At 62.9% G+C, this 16,124-nt stretch carries 16 protein-coding genes; 12 read left to right on the forward strand and 4 right to left on the reverse strand.

The window, feature by feature from the left end; all coding sequences use genetic code 11:
* Positions 1–136 precede the first annotated feature (136 nt).
* Entirely contained in the window at positions 137–1,036 is a 900-nt protein-coding gene (locus BM279_RS09685) for a LysR family transcriptional regulator (RefSeq protein ID WP_093503217.1), read from the reverse strand.
* 107 nt (positions 1,037–1,143) lie between these two features.
* On the opposite strand from BM279_RS09685, the gene BM279_RS09690 reads away from it, so the two are divergent.
* Both BM279_RS09690 and BM279_RS09695 read left to right on the forward strand, forming a co-directional pair.
* The gene (locus BM279_RS09690) at positions 1,144–2,499 is read left to right on the forward strand and encodes an MFS transporter (RefSeq protein WP_093503219.1); all 1,356 of its coding nucleotides are present in this window, start codon (positions 1,144–1,146) and stop codon (positions 2,497–2,499) included.
* 57 nt (positions 2,500–2,556) lie between these two features.
* The gene (locus BM279_RS09695; RefSeq protein WP_093503529.1) at positions 2,557–3,831 is read left to right on the forward strand and encodes a glucarate dehydratase family protein; all 1,275 of its coding nucleotides are present in this window, start codon (positions 2,557–2,559) and stop codon (positions 3,829–3,831) included.
* Positions 3,832–3,874: 43 nt separating this feature from the next.
* Here the strand turns inward: BM279_RS09695 and BM279_RS09700 are convergent, their stop codons facing one another.
* Positions 3,875–4,432, reverse strand: coding sequence for a cysteine hydrolase family protein (locus tag BM279_RS09700; protein WP_093503221.1), 558 nt, complete (start codon positions 4,430–4,432; stop codon positions 3,875–3,877).
* Positions 4,433–4,674: 242 nt separating this feature from the next.
* Here BM279_RS09700 and BM279_RS09705 point away from each other — a divergent pair, with 242 nt between their 5' ends.
* The 7 genes from BM279_RS09705 (at position 4,675) to BM279_RS09735 (ending at position 10,421) form a co-directional block, all read left to right on the forward strand.
* Entirely contained in the window at positions 4,675–5,025 is a 351-nt protein-coding gene (locus BM279_RS09705) for a DUF3509 domain-containing protein (RefSeq protein WP_027904981.1), read from the forward strand.
* Between the two features lie 168 nt (positions 5,026–5,193).
* Positions 5,194–6,225: a phosphate ABC transporter substrate-binding protein PstS gene (gene pstS, locus BM279_RS09710; protein ID WP_013790900.1), complete on the forward strand. Its 1,032-nt coding sequence runs from the start codon at positions 5,194–5,196 to the stop codon at positions 6,223–6,225.
* Positions 6,226–6,287: 62 nt separating this feature from the next.
* Entirely contained in the window at positions 6,288–7,256 is a 969-nt protein-coding gene (gene pstC, locus BM279_RS09715; RefSeq protein WP_093503223.1) for a phosphate ABC transporter permease subunit PstC, read from the forward strand.
* Positions 7,253–8,146 carry a phosphate ABC transporter permease PstA gene (pstA, locus tag BM279_RS09720; protein ID WP_093503225.1) on the forward strand — a complete coding sequence of 298 codons (894 nt, stop codon included), beginning with the start codon at positions 7,253–7,255 and terminating at the stop codon, positions 8,144–8,146. The genes pstC and pstA overlap by 4 nt, the downstream gene beginning before the upstream one ends.
* Positions 8,147–8,222: 76 nt before the next feature.
* On the forward strand, positions 8,223–8,984 hold the full coding sequence (gene pstB / locus BM279_RS09725; protein WP_218571915.1) for a phosphate ABC transporter ATP-binding protein PstB: 762 nt from the start codon (positions 8,223–8,225) through the stop codon (positions 8,982–8,984).
* 100 nt (positions 8,985–9,084) lie between these two features.
* The gene (locus BM279_RS09730; RefSeq protein ID WP_013790904.1) at positions 9,085–9,786 is read left to right on the forward strand and encodes a hypothetical protein; all 702 of its coding nucleotides are present in this window, start codon (positions 9,085–9,087) and stop codon (positions 9,784–9,786) included.
* Entirely contained in the window at positions 9,786–10,421 is a 636-nt protein-coding gene (locus BM279_RS09735) for a hypothetical protein (protein WP_244154148.1), read from the forward strand. The genes BM279_RS09730 and BM279_RS09735 overlap by 1 nt, the downstream gene beginning before the upstream one ends.
* Before the next feature lie 61 nt (positions 10,422–10,482).
* Here BM279_RS09735 and pgm read toward each other — a convergent pair whose 3' ends face one another.
* The gene (pgm, locus tag BM279_RS09740; RefSeq protein WP_093503229.1) at positions 10,483–12,147 is read right to left on the reverse strand and encodes a phosphoglucomutase (alpha-D-glucose-1,6-bisphosphate-dependent); all 1,665 of its coding nucleotides are present in this window, start codon (positions 12,145–12,147) and stop codon (positions 10,483–10,485) included.
* A 333-nt stretch (positions 12,148–12,480) separates the two neighbouring features.
* Between pgm and BM279_RS09745 the strand changes: the two genes are divergently transcribed.
* Both BM279_RS09745 and BM279_RS09750 read left to right on the forward strand, forming a co-directional pair.
* Positions 12,481–14,115 carry a methyl-accepting chemotaxis protein gene (locus tag BM279_RS09745; protein WP_093503231.1) on the forward strand — a complete coding sequence of 545 codons (1,635 nt, stop codon included), beginning with the start codon at positions 12,481–12,483 and terminating at the stop codon, positions 14,113–14,115.
* A gap of 70 nt (positions 14,116–14,185) precedes the next feature.
* Positions 14,186–14,587 carry a hypothetical protein gene (locus BM279_RS09750; RefSeq protein ID WP_093503533.1) on the forward strand — a complete coding sequence of 134 codons (402 nt, stop codon included), beginning with the start codon at positions 14,186–14,188 and terminating at the stop codon, positions 14,585–14,587.
* A 6-nt stretch (positions 14,588–14,593) separates the two neighbouring features.
* Here the strand turns inward: BM279_RS09750 and BM279_RS09755 are convergent, their stop codons facing one another.
* Positions 14,594–15,043 (reverse strand): Rrf2 family transcriptional regulator, encoded by a 450-nt coding sequence (locus tag BM279_RS09755; RefSeq protein WP_093503233.1) that lies wholly within the window; start codon positions 15,041–15,043, stop codon positions 14,594–14,596.
* 145 nt (positions 15,044–15,188) lie between these two features.
* On the opposite strand from BM279_RS09755, the gene BM279_RS09760 reads away from it, so the two are divergent.
* Positions 15,189–16,076, forward strand: a complete 888-nt coding sequence (locus tag BM279_RS09760; RefSeq protein ID WP_093503236.1) for an NAD(P)/FAD-dependent oxidoreductase — start codon at positions 15,189–15,191, stop codon at positions 16,074–16,076.
* The last annotated feature ends 48 nt before the right edge of the window (positions 16,077–16,124 follow it).

Here is a 16,124-nt window from a genome sequence, read left to right on the forward strand (position 1 = left end):
GTTCAGATAACTGGGGCAGCTGATGGGAGTTCGCGCGCATGGCGCGCTCCCACATTCTTCGCATACTCCACAGTCGCTGCTCTTTCGCATCCAGTGGACGCTTCACTGACCACTGCAACTGAGCAAATCCCGACCTTCAATGCATCTCCGCCGCCACCGCTGCCCTGATCGCTTCGAGCAGCATCAGGCAGGCGGGGTTGTCGTTGTTGCTGCGCCAGGTCAGGTGCAGCTCGCTCTGGATACCTTCGCCGAGGTCGATCTCACGAAAGCACACGTCCTTGAACACCACGTTGGTGGCGCAGCGCGGTACCAGGGCCAGGCCCATGCCGGCGTTGACCAGGGCCAGGATGGTCAGTGACGAGCCCAGCCATTGCACGTATTCCGGGGCCACACCGGCCGAGCGAAACATACCGGTCAGCAGCTCGTTGAAAGGTGGGTAGGCGGCGTGGGAGTACATCAGAAAGGGCGCGCCATCCAGATCCCCGACGCTTACCTGACCGACCGCGGCCAGCGGGTGCTGCCGGGGGATGGCCAGCACGAAGGGTTCGCGTACCAGGCATTCATTTTCGTAGCCGGCCTGCAGCAGTGGCTGGCGCACGATGCCCAGGTCGATGCGCCGGGTGCGCAGCGCTTCGTGTTGCTGGTGGGTGTTCATCTCGCTCAGGGAAATCTTCACCTGAGGCTGATTGAGGCGCGCTTCGGCGATCACCCGGGGTAAGAACTCGTACACCGCACTGCCCACGAAGCTGATGCTCACCGAGCCGATATCGCCGGCGGCGAAGCGCCGCGCCGAGGCGGCGGCCTGATGGGCGCGCTCCAGCAGGTTCTGCGCTTCGATGAAGAACGCCCGGCCGGCGGCGGTGAGCGCGACGCTGCGCGTGCTGCGGGTGAACAACTCGACGCCCAAGCTATGTTCGAGCAGCTGGATCTGCCGGCTCAATGGCGGCTGGGTCATGTTCAACCGTTCGGCGGCGCGGCGAAAGTTGAGTTCGGTGGCGACGGTGGTAAAGCAGCGTAGTTGGGCGAGCTCGAACATTGATCTAATCCAGGTATCAATCGAATGCCAATATAGATTAGACGGGATCAATACCCGCGTACATGATCAGCGCATCCCACAAAAACAATGATCGGGAGTCGCCCCAATTGAATAACGTCCAAGGTTCAGCCGACCCGCAGGTTGTCGCCCGCGCGGTCTCGAAAGTGAAACGCCACGTGCTGCCGCTGTTCGTGGTCATGTTCATCGTCAACTACATCGACCGGGTGAATATCGGCTTTGTGCGCAGTCACCTGGAAACCGACCTGGGTATCGGAGCCGCTGCTTATGGCTTAGGCGCCGGCCTGTTCTTCATCGGCTACGCGCTGTTCGAAGTGCCCTCGAACATGCTGCTGCAGCGCTACGGCGCCAAGGTGTGGCTGACCCGCATCATGTTCACCTGGGGCATCGTCGCTACCGCGATGGCCTTCGTGCCCAACGAAACCTGGTTCTACATCCTGCGCTTCTTGCTCGGCGTCGCCGAGGCCGGGTTCTTCCCAGGCGTGGTTTATTACTTCACCAAGTGGCTGCCGGCCGGCGAGCGCGGCAAGGCCATGGCCATCTTCCTGAGTGGCTCGGCGATCGCCTCGATCATCTCCGGGCCGCTCTCGGGTGCGTTGCTGCAGATCGACGGCTTGGGCATGAAGGGCTGGCAGTGGATGTTCTTCATCGAGGGCATGTTCTCGGTGGTGCTGTGTGGCTTCGTGTGGTTCTGGCTGGACTCGCTGCCCAAGGACGCCAAGTGGCTGAGCCGCGAGGAAAGCCAGGCGCTGAGCGAGTGCATCGACGAAGAGCAGCGCCAGCGCCAACTGGCCGCAGGCGAGACCGGCACGGTCAAGCACTCGGCCTTCAAGCTCTTGCGTGACCCGCAGATCATGCTGTTCTGCTTCCTCTACTTCTCGATCTCGCTGACCATCTATGGCTGCACCTTCTGGCTGCCGAGCATCATCCGCTCCATGGGCGGGCTGGGCGATTTCGAGGTCGGCCTGTTCAACTCCATTCCCTGGATCATCTCGGTGCTGGCCATGTACGCCTTCGCGGCCCTGGCAGCACGCTACAAATGGCAGCAGGCCTGGGCCTCGGCGGCGTTCGTGATCGCGGCGTTCGGGCTGTTCATGTCCACCACCGGCGGGCCGGTATTCTCCTTTATCGCCATCTGCTTCGCGGCGATCGGCTTCAAGGCGGCTTCCTCGTTGTTCTGGCCGATTCCCCAGGCTTATCTGGATGCGCGTATCGCCGCGGCGGTGATCGCCCTGATCAACTCGGTGGGCAGCCTGGGCGGTTTCGTGGCGCCGGCCACCTTCGGTTATCTGGAAGAGCATACCGGCTCCATCGAAGGCGGGCTGATCGGCCTGGCCGTGGTCTCGCTGGTCGCCGGCATCCTGGTGTTCATGACCAAGACCAGCAAAAGCGCCAAGGGCAGCGGCAACGGCGTGAGCCCCAAACCGGCCGTATCGCCGGCCTGACATGCATGGGCGCTGGCCGGGCCAGCGCCGCTATTACCAGTACAAGGAATTTGAATGATGAGGATCAAACAGGTACGCGTGACGCCGATTGCCTTTCGTGACGCACCTTTGCTCAACGCCAGCGGCATCCACGAGCCCTACGCATTGCGTTCGATCATCGAGGTGGAAAGCGACAACGGTTACATCGGCCTGGGCGAAAGCTACGGCGATGTGCCGGTGCTCAGTGTGCTGCAGGCCATGCAGGAGTCGCTGGTCGGCCTGGACCCATTCGACCTCAACGGCCTGCGCGCTCGTGTGGTGAAGACCGTAGCCACGCTCAAGCCAGGCACCGCGGGCGCCGAACTGGCGCCGGGCTCGCACCCGAGCAAGCAGGTGGCCAATGCCTATTCGGCTTTCGAGGTGGCCTTTCTCGATCTGCAGGCGCGTTCCCTGGGCATGCCGCTGGTGGATCTACTTGGCGGTGCGGTGCGCGATCGTGTGCCGTTCAGCGCCTACCTGTTTCTCAAGTACGCCGAGCACGTGGGCTCGCCCTACAAGCCGGACCGCTGGGGCGAGGGCATCAGCCCCGAACAGATCGTTGCGCAGGCGCGCACCATGATCGAAGAGAACGGCTTCAAGAGCATCAAGCTCAAGGCCGGCACCTTGCTTGGGCCGGAGCATGAAGTGGCGTGCATCAAGGCGCTGCGCCAGGCCTTCCCGGAGGCGCCGCTGCGTATCGACCCGAATGGCAACTGGTCGGTGGAAACCTCGCTGCGCATGGCCGAGCTGATGGGCGATGACCTGGAATACTACGAAGACCCGTGCCCCGGCCTGGAAGGCATGGCCGAGGTGCACAAGCGCACCGGAATCCCGCTGGCGACCAACATGGTGGTCACCGACTTCGACGAGTTCCGCCGCAGCGTGGCGCTGAACAGCGTGCAGATCGTGCTGGCCGACCATCATTACTGGGGCGGCCTGCGCGACACGCAGATCCTGGCGCGCATGTGCGACACCTTCGGCCTGGGCGTGTCGATGCACTCCAACTCGCACCTGGGCATCAGCCTGATGGCCATGACCCATGTGGCGGCGGCGGTGCCGAACCTGTCCTACGCCTGCGACACCCACTATCCGTGGCAGGAGCCGGACGAAGAAGTGATCAAGGGCGGCAAGCTGCCCATCGTCGACGGCTGCGTGGCGCTGACCCGTGCGCCGGGTCTGGGCGTCGAGCTGGATTACGACCAGCTGGCCAAGCTCAACGACCAGTACCTGACCTGCGGCATCCGCTCGCGCAATGACGTGACCCAGATGCAGAAGTACGATCCGAGCTGGAAGGCGCTCAAGCCGCGCTTCTGATCCTCATGCCGAGGCGGCCGTTCATGGCTGCCTCAATCCTTTCTTATAGTTGCTTGAGTAGTGCTAGCGCTGCTTGGCTTTCTATTACCTGCGCGTACTCATCCTGCAGATTGGCCAGGGCCATGGCATGCACCTCGTCGGCGCTGCGCCGCACGCCGTGGTAGTCGGTCTTGGCGAAGGTGAAGCAGCTATCGGCGACCACGTGGGTGGCGAACCCCAGGTTGCCTGCCGAACGTGCGGTTGCTTCAACGGAGTTGTTGGTGCTGACGCCAACGATCACCAGCGACTGGATGTCCCGCACCCGCAGCCAGCGCTCCAGCCCGGAGTTGATAAAGGCATCGGGCACATTCTTCTCGACCACATGTTCATGGGGCAGCTGCCGTAGCGCGGGCTGAAATTCCACGCCTGGCTGGCCAGGCGCGAACGGTGAGTCTGGTGATCTGGAGATATGCCGCACATGCACCAGCGGCGCGCCGGCCAGCCGCCAGGCCTTTAGCAGTTCGGCGATGCGTGCCGGAGCCTCGGGGTTGTTGCGCTCGCCGGCGGCCGGCTCGAGCATGCCGCGTTGCATGTCGATGATGATCAGGGTGGGCTTAGTCATGGATTACCTTGTGTCGGGAGGCAGGGCACTTCTGCGCCATTTACCTATCTATACAGTAATCCTTCTCCTATTCGACATTGCATCTTGCACGACCAGAATCTGGTTATCGTGCAGGATGCAAAGTTCATTTCTTTTTTTAATCTAAATAGTCCTTTTAAATCAGGCTCTTAGCTTTTCTTAATAGCTGGCATGCACTCTGCAATATCCCTCGTACAAGGAACACCACTCAGAGGGTAAGAGCCATGCAATACGCCATCCAGCATCTGATCGAAAGCCTCCCGGACTACGCCATCGATTTCAAGAAGCGCCCCGACGGGATGTTGCTGATGACGTTGCGCAAGGATGGTGAAGTGGCTTTCGTCAAAGCCATCGACCGCCAGACCGTGTTCTGTGAAACCCGCGTGCAGGCGCTGCTGCATGAGATTCAGCGTGACAGCAAGCTGATCAGTGGCGAGATCAACTGGAAGGGGCAGGGCGCCCAGTGGATCGATCGCAGCTTGCCGACCTTCACCGGCGCGCCGATCAACCCGACTGCCGCCAAGATGATGTGGGCCCGTCGTGGCCGCGATGGCAGCTACCGCGCTACCGCCTGACTGTCACCCCACGGCTCAATAAAAGCCCCGCTTCGGCGGGGCTTTTTCGTGCTGGCGCGAAAGGCTTTCAACGTTTTAAAAGCGCAGTGCGGCGATCAGCCAGTACCTGTCACAAAAGCGTCACAGGATTGATGCAAAGTGCGGACTCCCGCTCACAAGGAGTCCCCAATGAAAAAGCTATTCAAGTCTGCCGCCATCGCCGTCACGGTTTCTCTTTGTGCCAGTTCCGTCTCCTTCGCCGCGGAAAACGTGCGCCTGACCGGCTCCGGTGCCAGCTTCCCGGCCCCGATCTACCTGAGCTGGTTCAAGGACTTCAGCAAGAACACCCCCGGCGTCACCGTCGACTACCAATCCAAGGGTAGCGGTGCCGGCGTACAGGATTTCCTGAACAAGACCGTCGACTTCGCTGCCAGCGATTCGGCGATGTCGGACGCCGATATCGCCAAGGTCGCCGAAGGCGTGCAGCTGCTGCCGATGACGGCAGGCGAAATCGTGCTGGCCTACAACCTGCCAGGCAACCCGAAGGGCGTTAAGCTGCCGCGCGACGTTTACTCGAACATCTTCCTGGGCAAGATCACCAAGTGGAACGATCCGCAGATCGCCGCGGCCAACCCTGAGCTGAAACTGCCCGACCTGCCGATCACCGTTGTTGTGCGCGCTGACTCCAGCGGCACCACCGCCGTATTCACCAAGCACCTGTCGGCCATCAACGCCGACTTCAAGAAAGAGCTGGGCGAGGGCAACACCGTCAACTGGCCTGGCAGCGACAAGTTCATCAAGTCGCCGAAAAACGATGGCGTGACCGCCACCGTTCGCCAGACCCCGGGCTCCATCGGCTACATCGAATACGGCTTCGCCAAACTCGCCAAGGTCGACTTCGCCGTGCTGCAGAACAAGGCCGGCCAGTATGTGGTGCCGAACGCGGAAAGCGGTGCCGAGGCGCTCGCCGCCGTGAAAATGCCGGAAAACCTGGTGGCCTGGCTGCCGGACCCGGACGGTGCCAAGTCCTACCCGATCACCACCTACACCTGGATGATCTTCCGCAAGGACAACGGCAACCCGGCCAAGGCCAAGGCCCTGCGTGACATGGTCGAGTACAGCCTGACCGAAGGTCAGAAGATCGCCGACTCGATGGGCTACATCCCGCTGCCGCAATCGGTCGTCGATCAGGTTCGCAAAGCGTCTGCCAACATCAAGTAATGCTCGCCCGGCCCCTTGCGGTGCAAGCCGCAAGGGGCCTGCAATTGCGTTGGAATTAGCCAATGACCAGCCCTTTCGTTGTTCCAGACAACCCCGACTCTGCCTGTCAGCCGCCTTCTACGAAGGATTTTCTGGTTGACCGGACCTTCCGCGCACTCTCCCGAGTGGGCGTGGTTCTGATTCTGGCCGTGGTCTTCGCCCTGGTGTTCGAGGTTGGGCGCAAGGCATTGCCCGGCATGCAGGAATATGGTTTCGACGTACTGTTCGGCACCGTCTGGGATGTCAATCAGAACAAGTACGGCATTCTTCCTGCCATTTGGGGCACGCTGTACAGCGCCTTTATCGCCTTGTTGATCGCCGGGTTCTTCGGTATCAGCATGGCCATCTTCCTGACCCAGGATTTTCTGCCTGCCAAGCTCGCGGCGGTGTTTCGCACCATCGTCGAGCTGCTGGCGGCCATCCCCAGCGTCGTGTACGGCCTGTGGGGTATTTATGTGGTAATCCCGGCCATCCGCCCGCTGACCACCTGGCTGCACACCGAACTGAGCTGGATCCCTTTCTTCGGCACATCGCTGAGCGGCCCGGGCCTGCTGCCTGCCGCCCTGGTGCTGGCGATCATGATTCTGCCGACCATCGCAGCGGTTTCTCAGGACGCGCTTTCCAGCGTACCGATGAAGACCAAGCAGGCCGCCTACGGCATGGGCACCACCCACTGGGAGGCGATTCTCAAGGTGATGGTGCCGTCCGCCGCGACCGGCATCTTCGGCTCGCTGGTGCTCGGCCTTGGCCGCGCGCTGGGGGAAACCATGGCACTGGCCATGCTGGTCGGTAACGCCAACAGCATTTCCCTGTCGCTTTTCGCCCCGGCCAACACCCTGGCCGCGCTGCTGGCCCTGAACTTCCCGGAAGCCGGGCCGCGCGAGGTCGAGGTGCTGATGTACGCCGCCCTGGTGCTGATGCTGATCACCCTGATCGTCAACATCATCGGCTCGATGCTGATGGTCTACGCCCAGCGGGGCAATAAACAATGACCAACCTGACCGTTCCTCCCGTTGAAATGCCGAGCCTGCAGCGCCGCTTCGAGGGCCGCGCGCTGCGTAGCCTGATGCTGACCAGCGTGGTCTGGGTCGTGGCGCTGCTGGCCAGCGTGCCTCTGCTCTCCGTGCTCTACATGCTGATCACACGTGGCGGCGCGCGCCTGAGCCTGGAAGTGTTCACCGAACTGCCGCCCACCGGTTTCGAGACAGGTGGCGGCTTTGGTAACGCCATGGCCGGTACCTTCGTGATGGTCGGCATCGCGGCGGCCATCGCCGTGCCGGTCGGCATTCTGGCGGCGATTTTCCTGGCCGAACTGGGCCCGCACAGCAAGCTGGCCAATGCCGCACGCTTCGCCGCCAAGATGCTCACCGGCCTGCCGTCGATTCTCGCCGGGGTATTCGCCTACGCGCTGGTGGTCGTCACCACCGGCACCTACTCGGCCCCGGCCGGTGGTGTGGCGCTGGCGGTACTGATGCTGCCCATCGTCGTGCTGACCGCCGAAGAGGCGATGAAGATGGTGCCCAAGGTCATGAAGGACGCGGCCTACGGCATGGGCTGCACCCGCTCCCAGGTGATCTGGAAGATCATCCTGCCGACCGGCCTGCCGGCGATCCTGACCGGCGTGATGCTGGCCGTGGCCCGTGCTGCTGGTGAAACTGCACCGCTGCTGTTTACCGCGCTGTTCAGCAACTACTGGATCTATCACGACGGCGAACTGGCCGTGATGAATCCCACGGCCTCGCTCGCCGTGCTCATCTACAACTTCTCCGGTATGCCGTTCGACAACCAGCTTGAGCTCGCCTGGGCCGCTTCGCTGGTCCTGGTGCTGATCGTGCTCATGGTGAATGTCATCAGCCGTATTTTCGGCAAGCCCAAGTATTGAGAATCGGAGCACTCTGATAGTGAACCAGTTATCCGCACCAATCGCCGCGCCGTCCGAAACCCACGCACCCGTGGTCATGGACTGCAAGCTGGACAAGATTTTCTACGGCAACTTCCTGGCCGTGCGCGACAGCCATGTGCCGATCGAGAAGAACAAGATCACCGGCTTCATCGGCCCGTCCGGTTGCGGCAAGAGCACCGTGCTGCGCAGCCTCAACCGCATGAACGACCTGGTCAAAGGCTTTCGCTTCGAGGGCCACGTGCACTTCCTCGGCCAGGACGTCTACGGCAAGGGCGTTGATCCGGTGGTGGTGCGTCGCTACATCGGCATGGTGTTCCAGCAGCCCAACCCGTTCTCGATGAGCATCTTCGACAACGTCGCCTTCGGCCTGCGCCTCAACCGCTACAAGGGCGACCTGGGTGATCGCGTCAAGCACGCCCTGCAAGGCGCAGCGCTGTGGGATGAGGTCAAGGACAAGCTCAAGGTCAGCGGCCTGTCGCTGTCCGGCGGCCAGCAGCAGCGCCTGTGCATCGCCCGCGCCATCGCCACCGAGCCTGAAGTATTGCTGCTCGACGAACCCTGCTCGGCGCTCGACCCGATCGCCACGCGCCGGGTCGAGGAACTGATGGTCGAGCTGAAGAAGGATTACACCATCGCCCTGGTGACCCACAACATGCAGCAGGCCATCCGGGTGGCCGATACCACGGCGTTCTTCTCGGTGGATATCTCCCAGGGTACCCGTACCGGTTATCTGGTCGAGATGGGCGCGACGGAGCAGATCTTCGGCAGCCCGAAAGAGAAGATGACCGAGGACTACATCAGCGGCAAGTTCAGCTAAGCGCCGCCAATCGTTGCAGGCCGCATGCCAGCACGAGCCCGAAAGGCTCGAACGGGTATCCGGCCGTTTTACCGGTTCAAGACTTTTTTCAGGAATGCCAATGCCTGCCAAGCGTCGCCTTGATTTACCTGCTGTGGAGCACGCCCTGCGCGAGGTGCAGAGCCGCTTCGCCGAGCTCAGCCGGCACTTCACCGAGCCCCGTGATCCGCTGACCGACGAAGTGCTGGAAAACGTGCTTGAGGGCTACGCGCTGATTGACGATTATGTCGCCCGCGGTATCGATCTGTTCGAGTTGCAGAATCTGAACCTGATGCTGGAGCTCAATGCCACCGTGCTCTGCGGGCAGAACGCGGCACATCGGCAGGAGTTCGCCCAGCACCTGGCGGCGACTGAAGCGCACTTCTTCAACAATATCGAAGGCGGGATCAAAGACGTGTTCAACTGGTATTGCGCACACCGCAGCGAGTCGGTCTGGAAGCGTGCCGCCGGCGTCTATGTGCGGATTCTCAGCAAGCCGCAGCTGTTCATCGAGGGCAACAATCGCACCGGCTCGCTGATCGTCAGCTACCTGCTGATGCGCGATGGTCAACCGCCTTTCGTGCTGACCCTGAAAAATGCCGAGGGCTACTTCAACCCCTCGTCGGTGATCCGCAACTCCGCCAAGCACGGGGTCAAGGCCTTGTACGAACTGCCCAAGATCAAGAAGAAATACGCCGCCTTTCTGGAAGACCAGTCGCCCGAGCGCAAGAAATTCTTCCTCAGCGAGAAGAAGCTCGCTGCCGAGCAGCGGTGGGAGGCGTAATGAACAAGCGTTTTGCAGCTCGCCTGTCTCACCTCACTGATCTGCCGACCCTGCAGACCTTCAAAGCTCTGGTGCCGCTGGCTTCGTTCAAGCGCCAGCGCCTGCGTATTTCCTTCGATATCGACGACACCCTGGCCTGCCAGGCCCTGCACAGCGATGCCGAGCCGAGCAGGTTGCCGGCGTTCGTCCATCGCTGGCTCGGCGAGCCGCTGCGCATCGGCACCCGCTCGCTGATTCGCGAGCTGCGTCGGCAGAACTGCAGCGTGTGGATCTACACCTCCTCAGGGCGCACGCCTGCATACATACGGCGTTGGCTGATGCTCCACGGCATTCACGTCGATGGCGTGGTGAACAGCGTGCGCCACAAGCATGCGCTGACGGCGCGCGGGTTGTCCCACGCGCCCTCGAAACTGCCATCGGCCTTCGATATCGACCTGCACGTCGACGATTCCGAAGGCGTGCAGATAGAAGGCCAGCATCATGGCTTCCGCGTGGTGGTGGTGCGCCCCGATGACCCGCAGTGGGCGCAGCAGGTGCTGGGCGCCGTGGCGAAGGTGCAGAAGCAGATGAGCCGACAGCAGCAGAGCGTGCGTCGCGCCAAGACTGTACAGGGTGCGCAGGTTTATTCGTCCTGAGTCCAGGCGCGCTGAAGCGACTTAAACAAAACGCCCGGCATCAGCCGGGCGTTTTCTTTGGTCAGCCGGCCAGCACGCTGTCGACCAGCGCCTTGGCCTCACTCTGGATACGCTTGAGGTGCGCATCGCCCTCGAAGCTTTCCGCGTAGATCTTGTAAACGTCTTCGGTGCCGGACGGGCGGGCGGCAAACCAGCCATTGTCGGTCACCACCTTGAGTCCGCCGATGGCCGCACCGTTGCCGGGCGCCTCGGTGAGAATCGCGGTGATCGGCTGGCCGGCCAACTCGCTGGCGGTCACCTGGGACGCCGACAGCTTGCTCAGGCGCGCTTTCTGTTCACGGTCCGCCGGGGCGTCGATACGCTGATAGACCGGCGCACCGAAACGCTCGGTCAGCGCCTGGTAACGCTCGCCCGGGTCCTTGCCGGTCACCGCGGTGATTTCCGCCGCCAGCAGGCCGAGGATGATGCCGTCCTTGTCGGTGGACCAGGCGCTGCCGTCCTTGCGCAGGAACGAGGCGCCGGCGGACTCTTCACCGCCAAAACCGAAACGGCCTTCGATCAGGCCGTCGACGAACCACTTGAAGCCCACCGGCACTTCCACCACGTCGCGGCTGATGCCCTTGGCCACGCGGTCGATCATCGAGGAAGACACCAGGGTCTTGCCGATGGCAGCCTGGGCGGCCCACTGCGGACGGTGGGTGAACAGGTACTCGATGGCCACGGCCAGGTAATGGTTGGGATTGAGCAACCCCACGGAGCGGGCGACGATGCCGTGGCGGTCGTGGTCGGTGTCGCAGGCGAAGGACACGTCGAAGCGGTCCTTGTTCTCGATCAGCCCGGCCATGGCGTGGGGCGAACTGCAGTCCATGCGGATCTTGCCGTCCCAGTCGACGCGCATGAAGCGGAAGGTCGGGTCGATACGGGTCGACAGCACCTCCAGCGGCAGGCCGAAGCGCTCGGCGATGCGCGTCCAGTAATGCACGCCGGCGCCGCCGAGCGGGTCGACCGCGAATTTCAGGCCCGAGCCGCGAATCGCCTGCATGTCGAGCACCTGCTCCAGATCGCCGACGTACTGCTCGATGAAGTCGTGGCGCTGGGTGGTCGGAGCTTTCAGGGCGCTGGCGTAGTCGATGCGCTGCACGCCCTTGAGGCCGGCCACCAGCAGTTCGTTGGCGCGTTCCTGGATCCACTTGGTCACGCCCGTGTCGGCCGGGCCGCCATTGGTGGCGTTGTACTTGAAGCCGCCATCGGCCGGCGGGTTGTGCGACGGGGTGATGACGATGCCGTCGGCCAGGCCGCTGCTACGGCCCTTGTTGTAATCGAGGATCGCCTTGGAGATCGCCGGGGTAGGGGTGTAGCCCGTCTCGCCGGCGGTTTCGCTGCAGCCGGCATCGATGCGGGTTTCGATGCGGTTGGCGGCCAGCACTTCCAGGGCGGAAACGAAGGCGGGCTCGGACAGCGCGTGAGTGTCCATGCCGATGTACAGCGGGCCGTCGATACCCTGGCCGCGGCGGTAATCGCAGATTGCCTGGGTAACAGCGAGGATGTGCCATTCGTTGAAGCTATTCTTCAGCGACGAACCGCGGTGGCCCGAGGTGCCGAAGGCCACCTGCTGAGCGGGGTCGCTCGGGTCCGGGCGGTCGCTGTAGTAGCGCGCCACCAGGCGTGGCAGGTTGACCAGGCTGTGCTCGTCGGGAAGTTGGCCCGCGGTGCTGTGGATGCTCATCAATCGTTCCTTTGACGGGGTAAAAGGGCCGGGCGGCTGTGGCGGCACGCCTGGCATCGGACTCGGGTTCGACACCAGGGCGGTGGGCTGGAGTTCCCCATACTCGCGTCGCGGATGATAAAGATTGCACAGCAAAGCGCCAGTACCCATGTTATTGGCCAGCTGGTCAGGATCGATTGCAGTTATGCAGGCTGTTGTGGGTGGGCGATAGATTTATTTAACGCACAAGATGATGGCTGTTTGATATTGTTTGGTCGTGTCTGCCAGAACATAGAAAGTGTGTGCTGGGCCAACAGGGAGTGGTTGGTAAAACGTTCCTTATATGGTGCCGCCATGAATCTTCGTAGCCTTAATATCGCCCCCCGTGCCGCTCTGTGTTTCGCGCTCATCACCCTGTTGGTGATGGCGCTGGGCGTCTTCTCACTGTTCAAGCTCGCCGACCTCTACGACGCCGAGCAGGATATTGAAACCAACTGGATGGCCAGCATCCAGGCCTCCGGCGAAATGCAGAAGGATCTGCTCAATATCCGCCTGGAAACCTTGCGCATGCTCGCCGTGGTAGAAAACACCGGCCAGGCCATTGACGAAAGCGTCGCCCAGCAGTACCGCGGCGCCCTGCAGCAGGTGCTCGGTCAGTACGATCGCCACATGGTGTCCACCGAGGCCGAGCGCGCCATGTTCAACCGCATCAGCGCCAGCGCTCAGGCCTACCTCGACGGGCAGCAGCAGATCGTCCAGTTCCTGCACCAGAAGCAGCTGCCCCAGGCGCTGGAACTGGCTAACGGCAAGGTGCGCGACGATGGCAATTCGCTGCAGCATCAGCTCGACGAGCTGACTGCCTACAACATGCAGGGCGCCAAGCAGGCGGGCCTCAATGCCAGCACCATCTTCGACCATGGCCGTAACGGCGTACTGATCACCATTGGTATCGCGGTGCTGCTGACCGTGCTGCTGGCGACCCTGCTGACCCGCTCCATCGCAGCGCCGATCAGGGAAGCGCTGCAGAGCGCCGAGACCATCGCGTCCGGCGACCTGACCCGCGCCGTGCTGGTCAGCGGTAAGGACGAAGCCTCGCGCCTGCTGGCCGCCCAGGCGACCATGCAGAAGAACCTCAATGACGCGATCCGTCAGATCAGCGAGTCCTCCACTCAGCTGGCCGCTGCTGCCGAGGAAATGGCGTCGGTCACCGAGGAAAGCACTCGCAACCTGCAGAGCCAGAACGCCGAAATCGACCAGGCCGCCACGGCGGTAACGCAGATGAGCTCGGCGGTCGATGAAGTGTCGCGCAACGCCAGCGGCGCCTCCGATGCGTCCCGCGAGTCGACGGTGTCGGCCAATGCCGGTAACCAGCATGTGGCCCGCACCGTAGCGGCAATCCGCAATCTGTCCGGTAACGTGATGGAGGCCTCCGATCAGGTGCAGGGCCTGGCCGATCAGGCGCGCGATATCAGCAAGGTGCTCGACGTGATCCGCAACGTCGCCGAGCAGACCAACCTGCTAGCGCTCAACGCTGCCATCGAGGCTGCCCGTGCCGGTGACCATGGCCGCGGTTTCGCCGTGGTGGCCGACGAGGTACGCGGGCTGGCCCACCGCACCTCGGCCTCGACCCAGGAGATCGAGCAGATGATCGCGGCGATTCAGGCCGGCACCGAGAAGGCTGTGCAGGCCATGCGCGGCAGCAGTCAGGAGGCCACCAACACCCTGCAGGTGGCCGACGAGGCACGCGCTGCCCTGGGGCAGATCGTCGATTCCATCGGCATGATCAACGAGCGCAACCTGCAGATCGCCACGGCTTCGGAGCAGCAGGCTCACGTGGCCCGCGAGGTGGATCGCAACCTGGTGAGCATCCGCGACCTGTCGATGCAGAGCGCCTCGGGCGCCAATCAGACCGCTGCGGCCTGCAGCGAGCTGGCGCACCTGGCCCAGGGCCTGAATACCCTGGTGGGTCGCTTCAAGCTCAGCGCCTGAGTGAGTAAGCACTGATTGGCGGCGCGTTGACCATGGTCAACGCGCCGCCGGCGTGGCTATGATGCAGGCCATGAATGCCTCCCTGCCAATCCGTCATCCCTGCCCACCGGGCGCTTGCGACTGCGAGCGCGAGCAGTTGCTGGAACAGCCCGAGGCGGATCGGCGCATCCTGCTGCTGACCAAGGCCGAGGAAAAGCGCCTGCTCGAGCGCCTGGAAAATCTCGCCAGCCTGGAAGACCTCGAACGCATGCAGCAGCGCATGTTCGAGCAGCTGGGCATTCGCGTCGACGTGGCACCGGGCTTCAACGAAGTGCGCAGCATGCGCGGCATCACCATCGAGGTGCGCAACTTTCCCGGCTTGTGCCGCAAGACCCGCCAGGCGATCCCGGCAGCCATCCGCCGCGGTCTGGAGCGCCGCCCGGAAATCGCCTACGCACTGCTCAACGCCCATGACCTGTTCCGCGATCTTTGAGCTCGTCTACAGGTTCTTGCAGGGCTGCCCGAGGGCCTGGTAACGCGCGTCGAAATCTTCCGCCAGCGAGGCCACGCTGATCGACGCCAGCCGCTTTAGGAGCAGGGCCTGGGCCTCGTCGAACGCCTGACCAAGGGCCTGGTTGACGGCCTGTTCGACCAGGCAGGTGGGATTATCGGTCGCCAGGCCAATGCTGAAGATCGACTGCGAGCCCAGCGCCTCGTGAATGTCCAGCAGCGTGATCTCGGCCAGCGGTCGTGCCAGCGACCAGCCACCATTGTGGCCCTTGTCGGAGGTCACGTAGCCCCTGTCGCGCAAGAGGCCCATGGTGCGCCGCACCACCACCGGATTGGTTTCCAGCATGCGGGCGATGGTTTCCGAGGTGGCGCGCTCTTCGTGGCGATCCATGTGGATCAGCACGTGCAGCATGCGCGATAGGCGGGTGTCGTTTCTCATGGGTGTCTCAGGCTGAAGGCAGTCGCGCCGAGTATGATTCGTAATGAATAGAGTTACGAGAGGTTGACGCTTTTCTTATTCGTAACTTATGGTGTTTCATGAAGGCTTGGTATTTCCCCGAGCCGTAAGAAAGAGGAATGACGCCATGAGTTATGACGTAATCATCGTCGGTGGCAGCTATGCCGGTTTGTCCGCCGGCCTGCAGCTGGCCCGCGCCCGACGCCGCGTGCTGGTGATCGACGCCGGCGTGCGGCGCAACCGCTTTGCCAGCCATTCCCACGGCTTTCTCGGCCAGGACGGGCGCGCGCCCGACGACATCGCCGCCGACGGGCGAGCCGAGTTGATGGATTACCCCAGCGTCACCTGGCAGGTCGGAGAAGCCGCCGAGGTGCAGCGCGAGGGCGACGGTTTCGTGGTCAGACTGCGCGGTGGCCAGGCTCATGCCACCCGTCGACTGATCCTGGCCGGCGGCGTACGCGATGAACTGCCGGCCATCGAAGGGTTGGCCGAGCGCTGGGGCCGCCATGTGTTTCATTGCCCGTATTGCCATGGCTACGAGCTGGAGCAGGGACGCATCGGCGTGTTGGCCGTCTCGCCCATGTCGATTCACCACGCGTTGATGCTGCCGGACTGGGGCAGTACTACCTTCTTTCTCAACGGCGTCTTCGTGCCCGATACCGAGCAGCTGCAGCAGCTGGCGCGCCGCGGCGTGGTGGTCGAGCCGGATCGCGTACAGTCGATCAGTGGCGAGCGCGTGGACCTCAACTTGACTGACGGCCGCCGCGTGTCACTGGACGGATTGTTCGTGATGCCGCGTACGCACCAGAACAATCCGCTGGCCACCCAGCTGGGCTGCGCGCTGCTGGAAGGGCCGATGGGACTCTACCTGCAAACCTCGGAAACCCAGGAAACCAGCGTGCCTGGCGTATTCTCCTGCGGCGATGCGGCATTGGCTGCCGGTTCGGTGGCACTCGCGGTCGGCACGGGGGCGAGGGCAGGGGCGGGGGCGCATCAGTCGCTGATCTTTCGCTAGCGCAGATCAATGAATCGGTGCGGGTGCTGGGGCATACTGGCGGCTTCT

The sequence above is a fragment of the Phytopseudomonas straminea genome, assembly GCF_900112645.1.
GTDB lineage: Bacteria > Pseudomonadota > Gammaproteobacteria > Pseudomonadales > Pseudomonadaceae > Aquipseudomonas > Aquipseudomonas straminea.

Coding starts and splice junctions, on each gene's coding strand:
- BM279_RS09685 (WP_093503217.1), bottom strand. CDS start 1,036: ATGTTCGAGCTCGCCCAACTACGCTGCTTTACCACCGTCGCCACCGAA.
- BM279_RS09695 (WP_093503529.1), top strand. CDS start 2,557: ATGAGGATCAAACAGGTACGCGTGACGCCGATTGCCTTTCGTGACGCA.
- BM279_RS09700 (WP_093503221.1), bottom strand. CDS start 4,432: ATGACTAAGCCCACCCTGATCATCATCGACATGCAACGCGGCATGCTC.
- BM279_RS09705 (WP_027904981.1), top strand. CDS start 4,675: ATGCAATACGCCATCCAGCATCTGATCGAAAGCCTCCCGGACTACGCC.
- pstS (WP_013790900.1), top strand. CDS start 5,194: ATGAAAAAGCTATTCAAGTCTGCCGCCATCGCCGTCACGGTTTCTCTT.
- pstC (WP_093503223.1), top strand. CDS start 6,288: ATGACCAGCCCTTTCGTTGTTCCAGACAACCCCGACTCTGCCTGTCAG.
- pstA (WP_093503225.1), top strand. CDS start 7,253: ATGACCAACCTGACCGTTCCTCCCGTTGAAATGCCGAGCCTGCAGCGC.
- pstB (WP_218571915.1), top strand. CDS start 8,223: ATGGACTGCAAGCTGGACAAGATTTTCTACGGCAACTTCCTGGCCGTG.
- BM279_RS09730 (WP_013790904.1), top strand. CDS start 9,085: ATGCCTGCCAAGCGTCGCCTTGATTTACCTGCTGTGGAGCACGCCCTG.
- BM279_RS09735 (WP_244154148.1), top strand. CDS start 9,786: ATGAACAAGCGTTTTGCAGCTCGCCTGTCTCACCTCACTGATCTGCCG.
- pgm (WP_093503229.1), bottom strand. CDS start 12,147: ATGAGCATCCACAGCACCGCGGGCCAACTTCCCGACGAGCACAGCCTG.
- BM279_RS09745 (WP_093503231.1), top strand. CDS start 12,481: ATGAATCTTCGTAGCCTTAATATCGCCCCCCGTGCCGCTCTGTGTTTC.
- BM279_RS09750 (WP_093503533.1), top strand. CDS start 14,186: ATGAATGCCTCCCTGCCAATCCGTCATCCCTGCCCACCGGGCGCTTGC.
- BM279_RS09755 (WP_093503233.1), bottom strand. CDS start 15,043: ATGAGAAACGACACCCGCCTATCGCGCATGCTGCACGTGCTGATCCAC.
- BM279_RS09760 (WP_093503236.1), top strand. CDS start 15,189: ATGAGTTATGACGTAATCATCGTCGGTGGCAGCTATGCCGGTTTGTCC.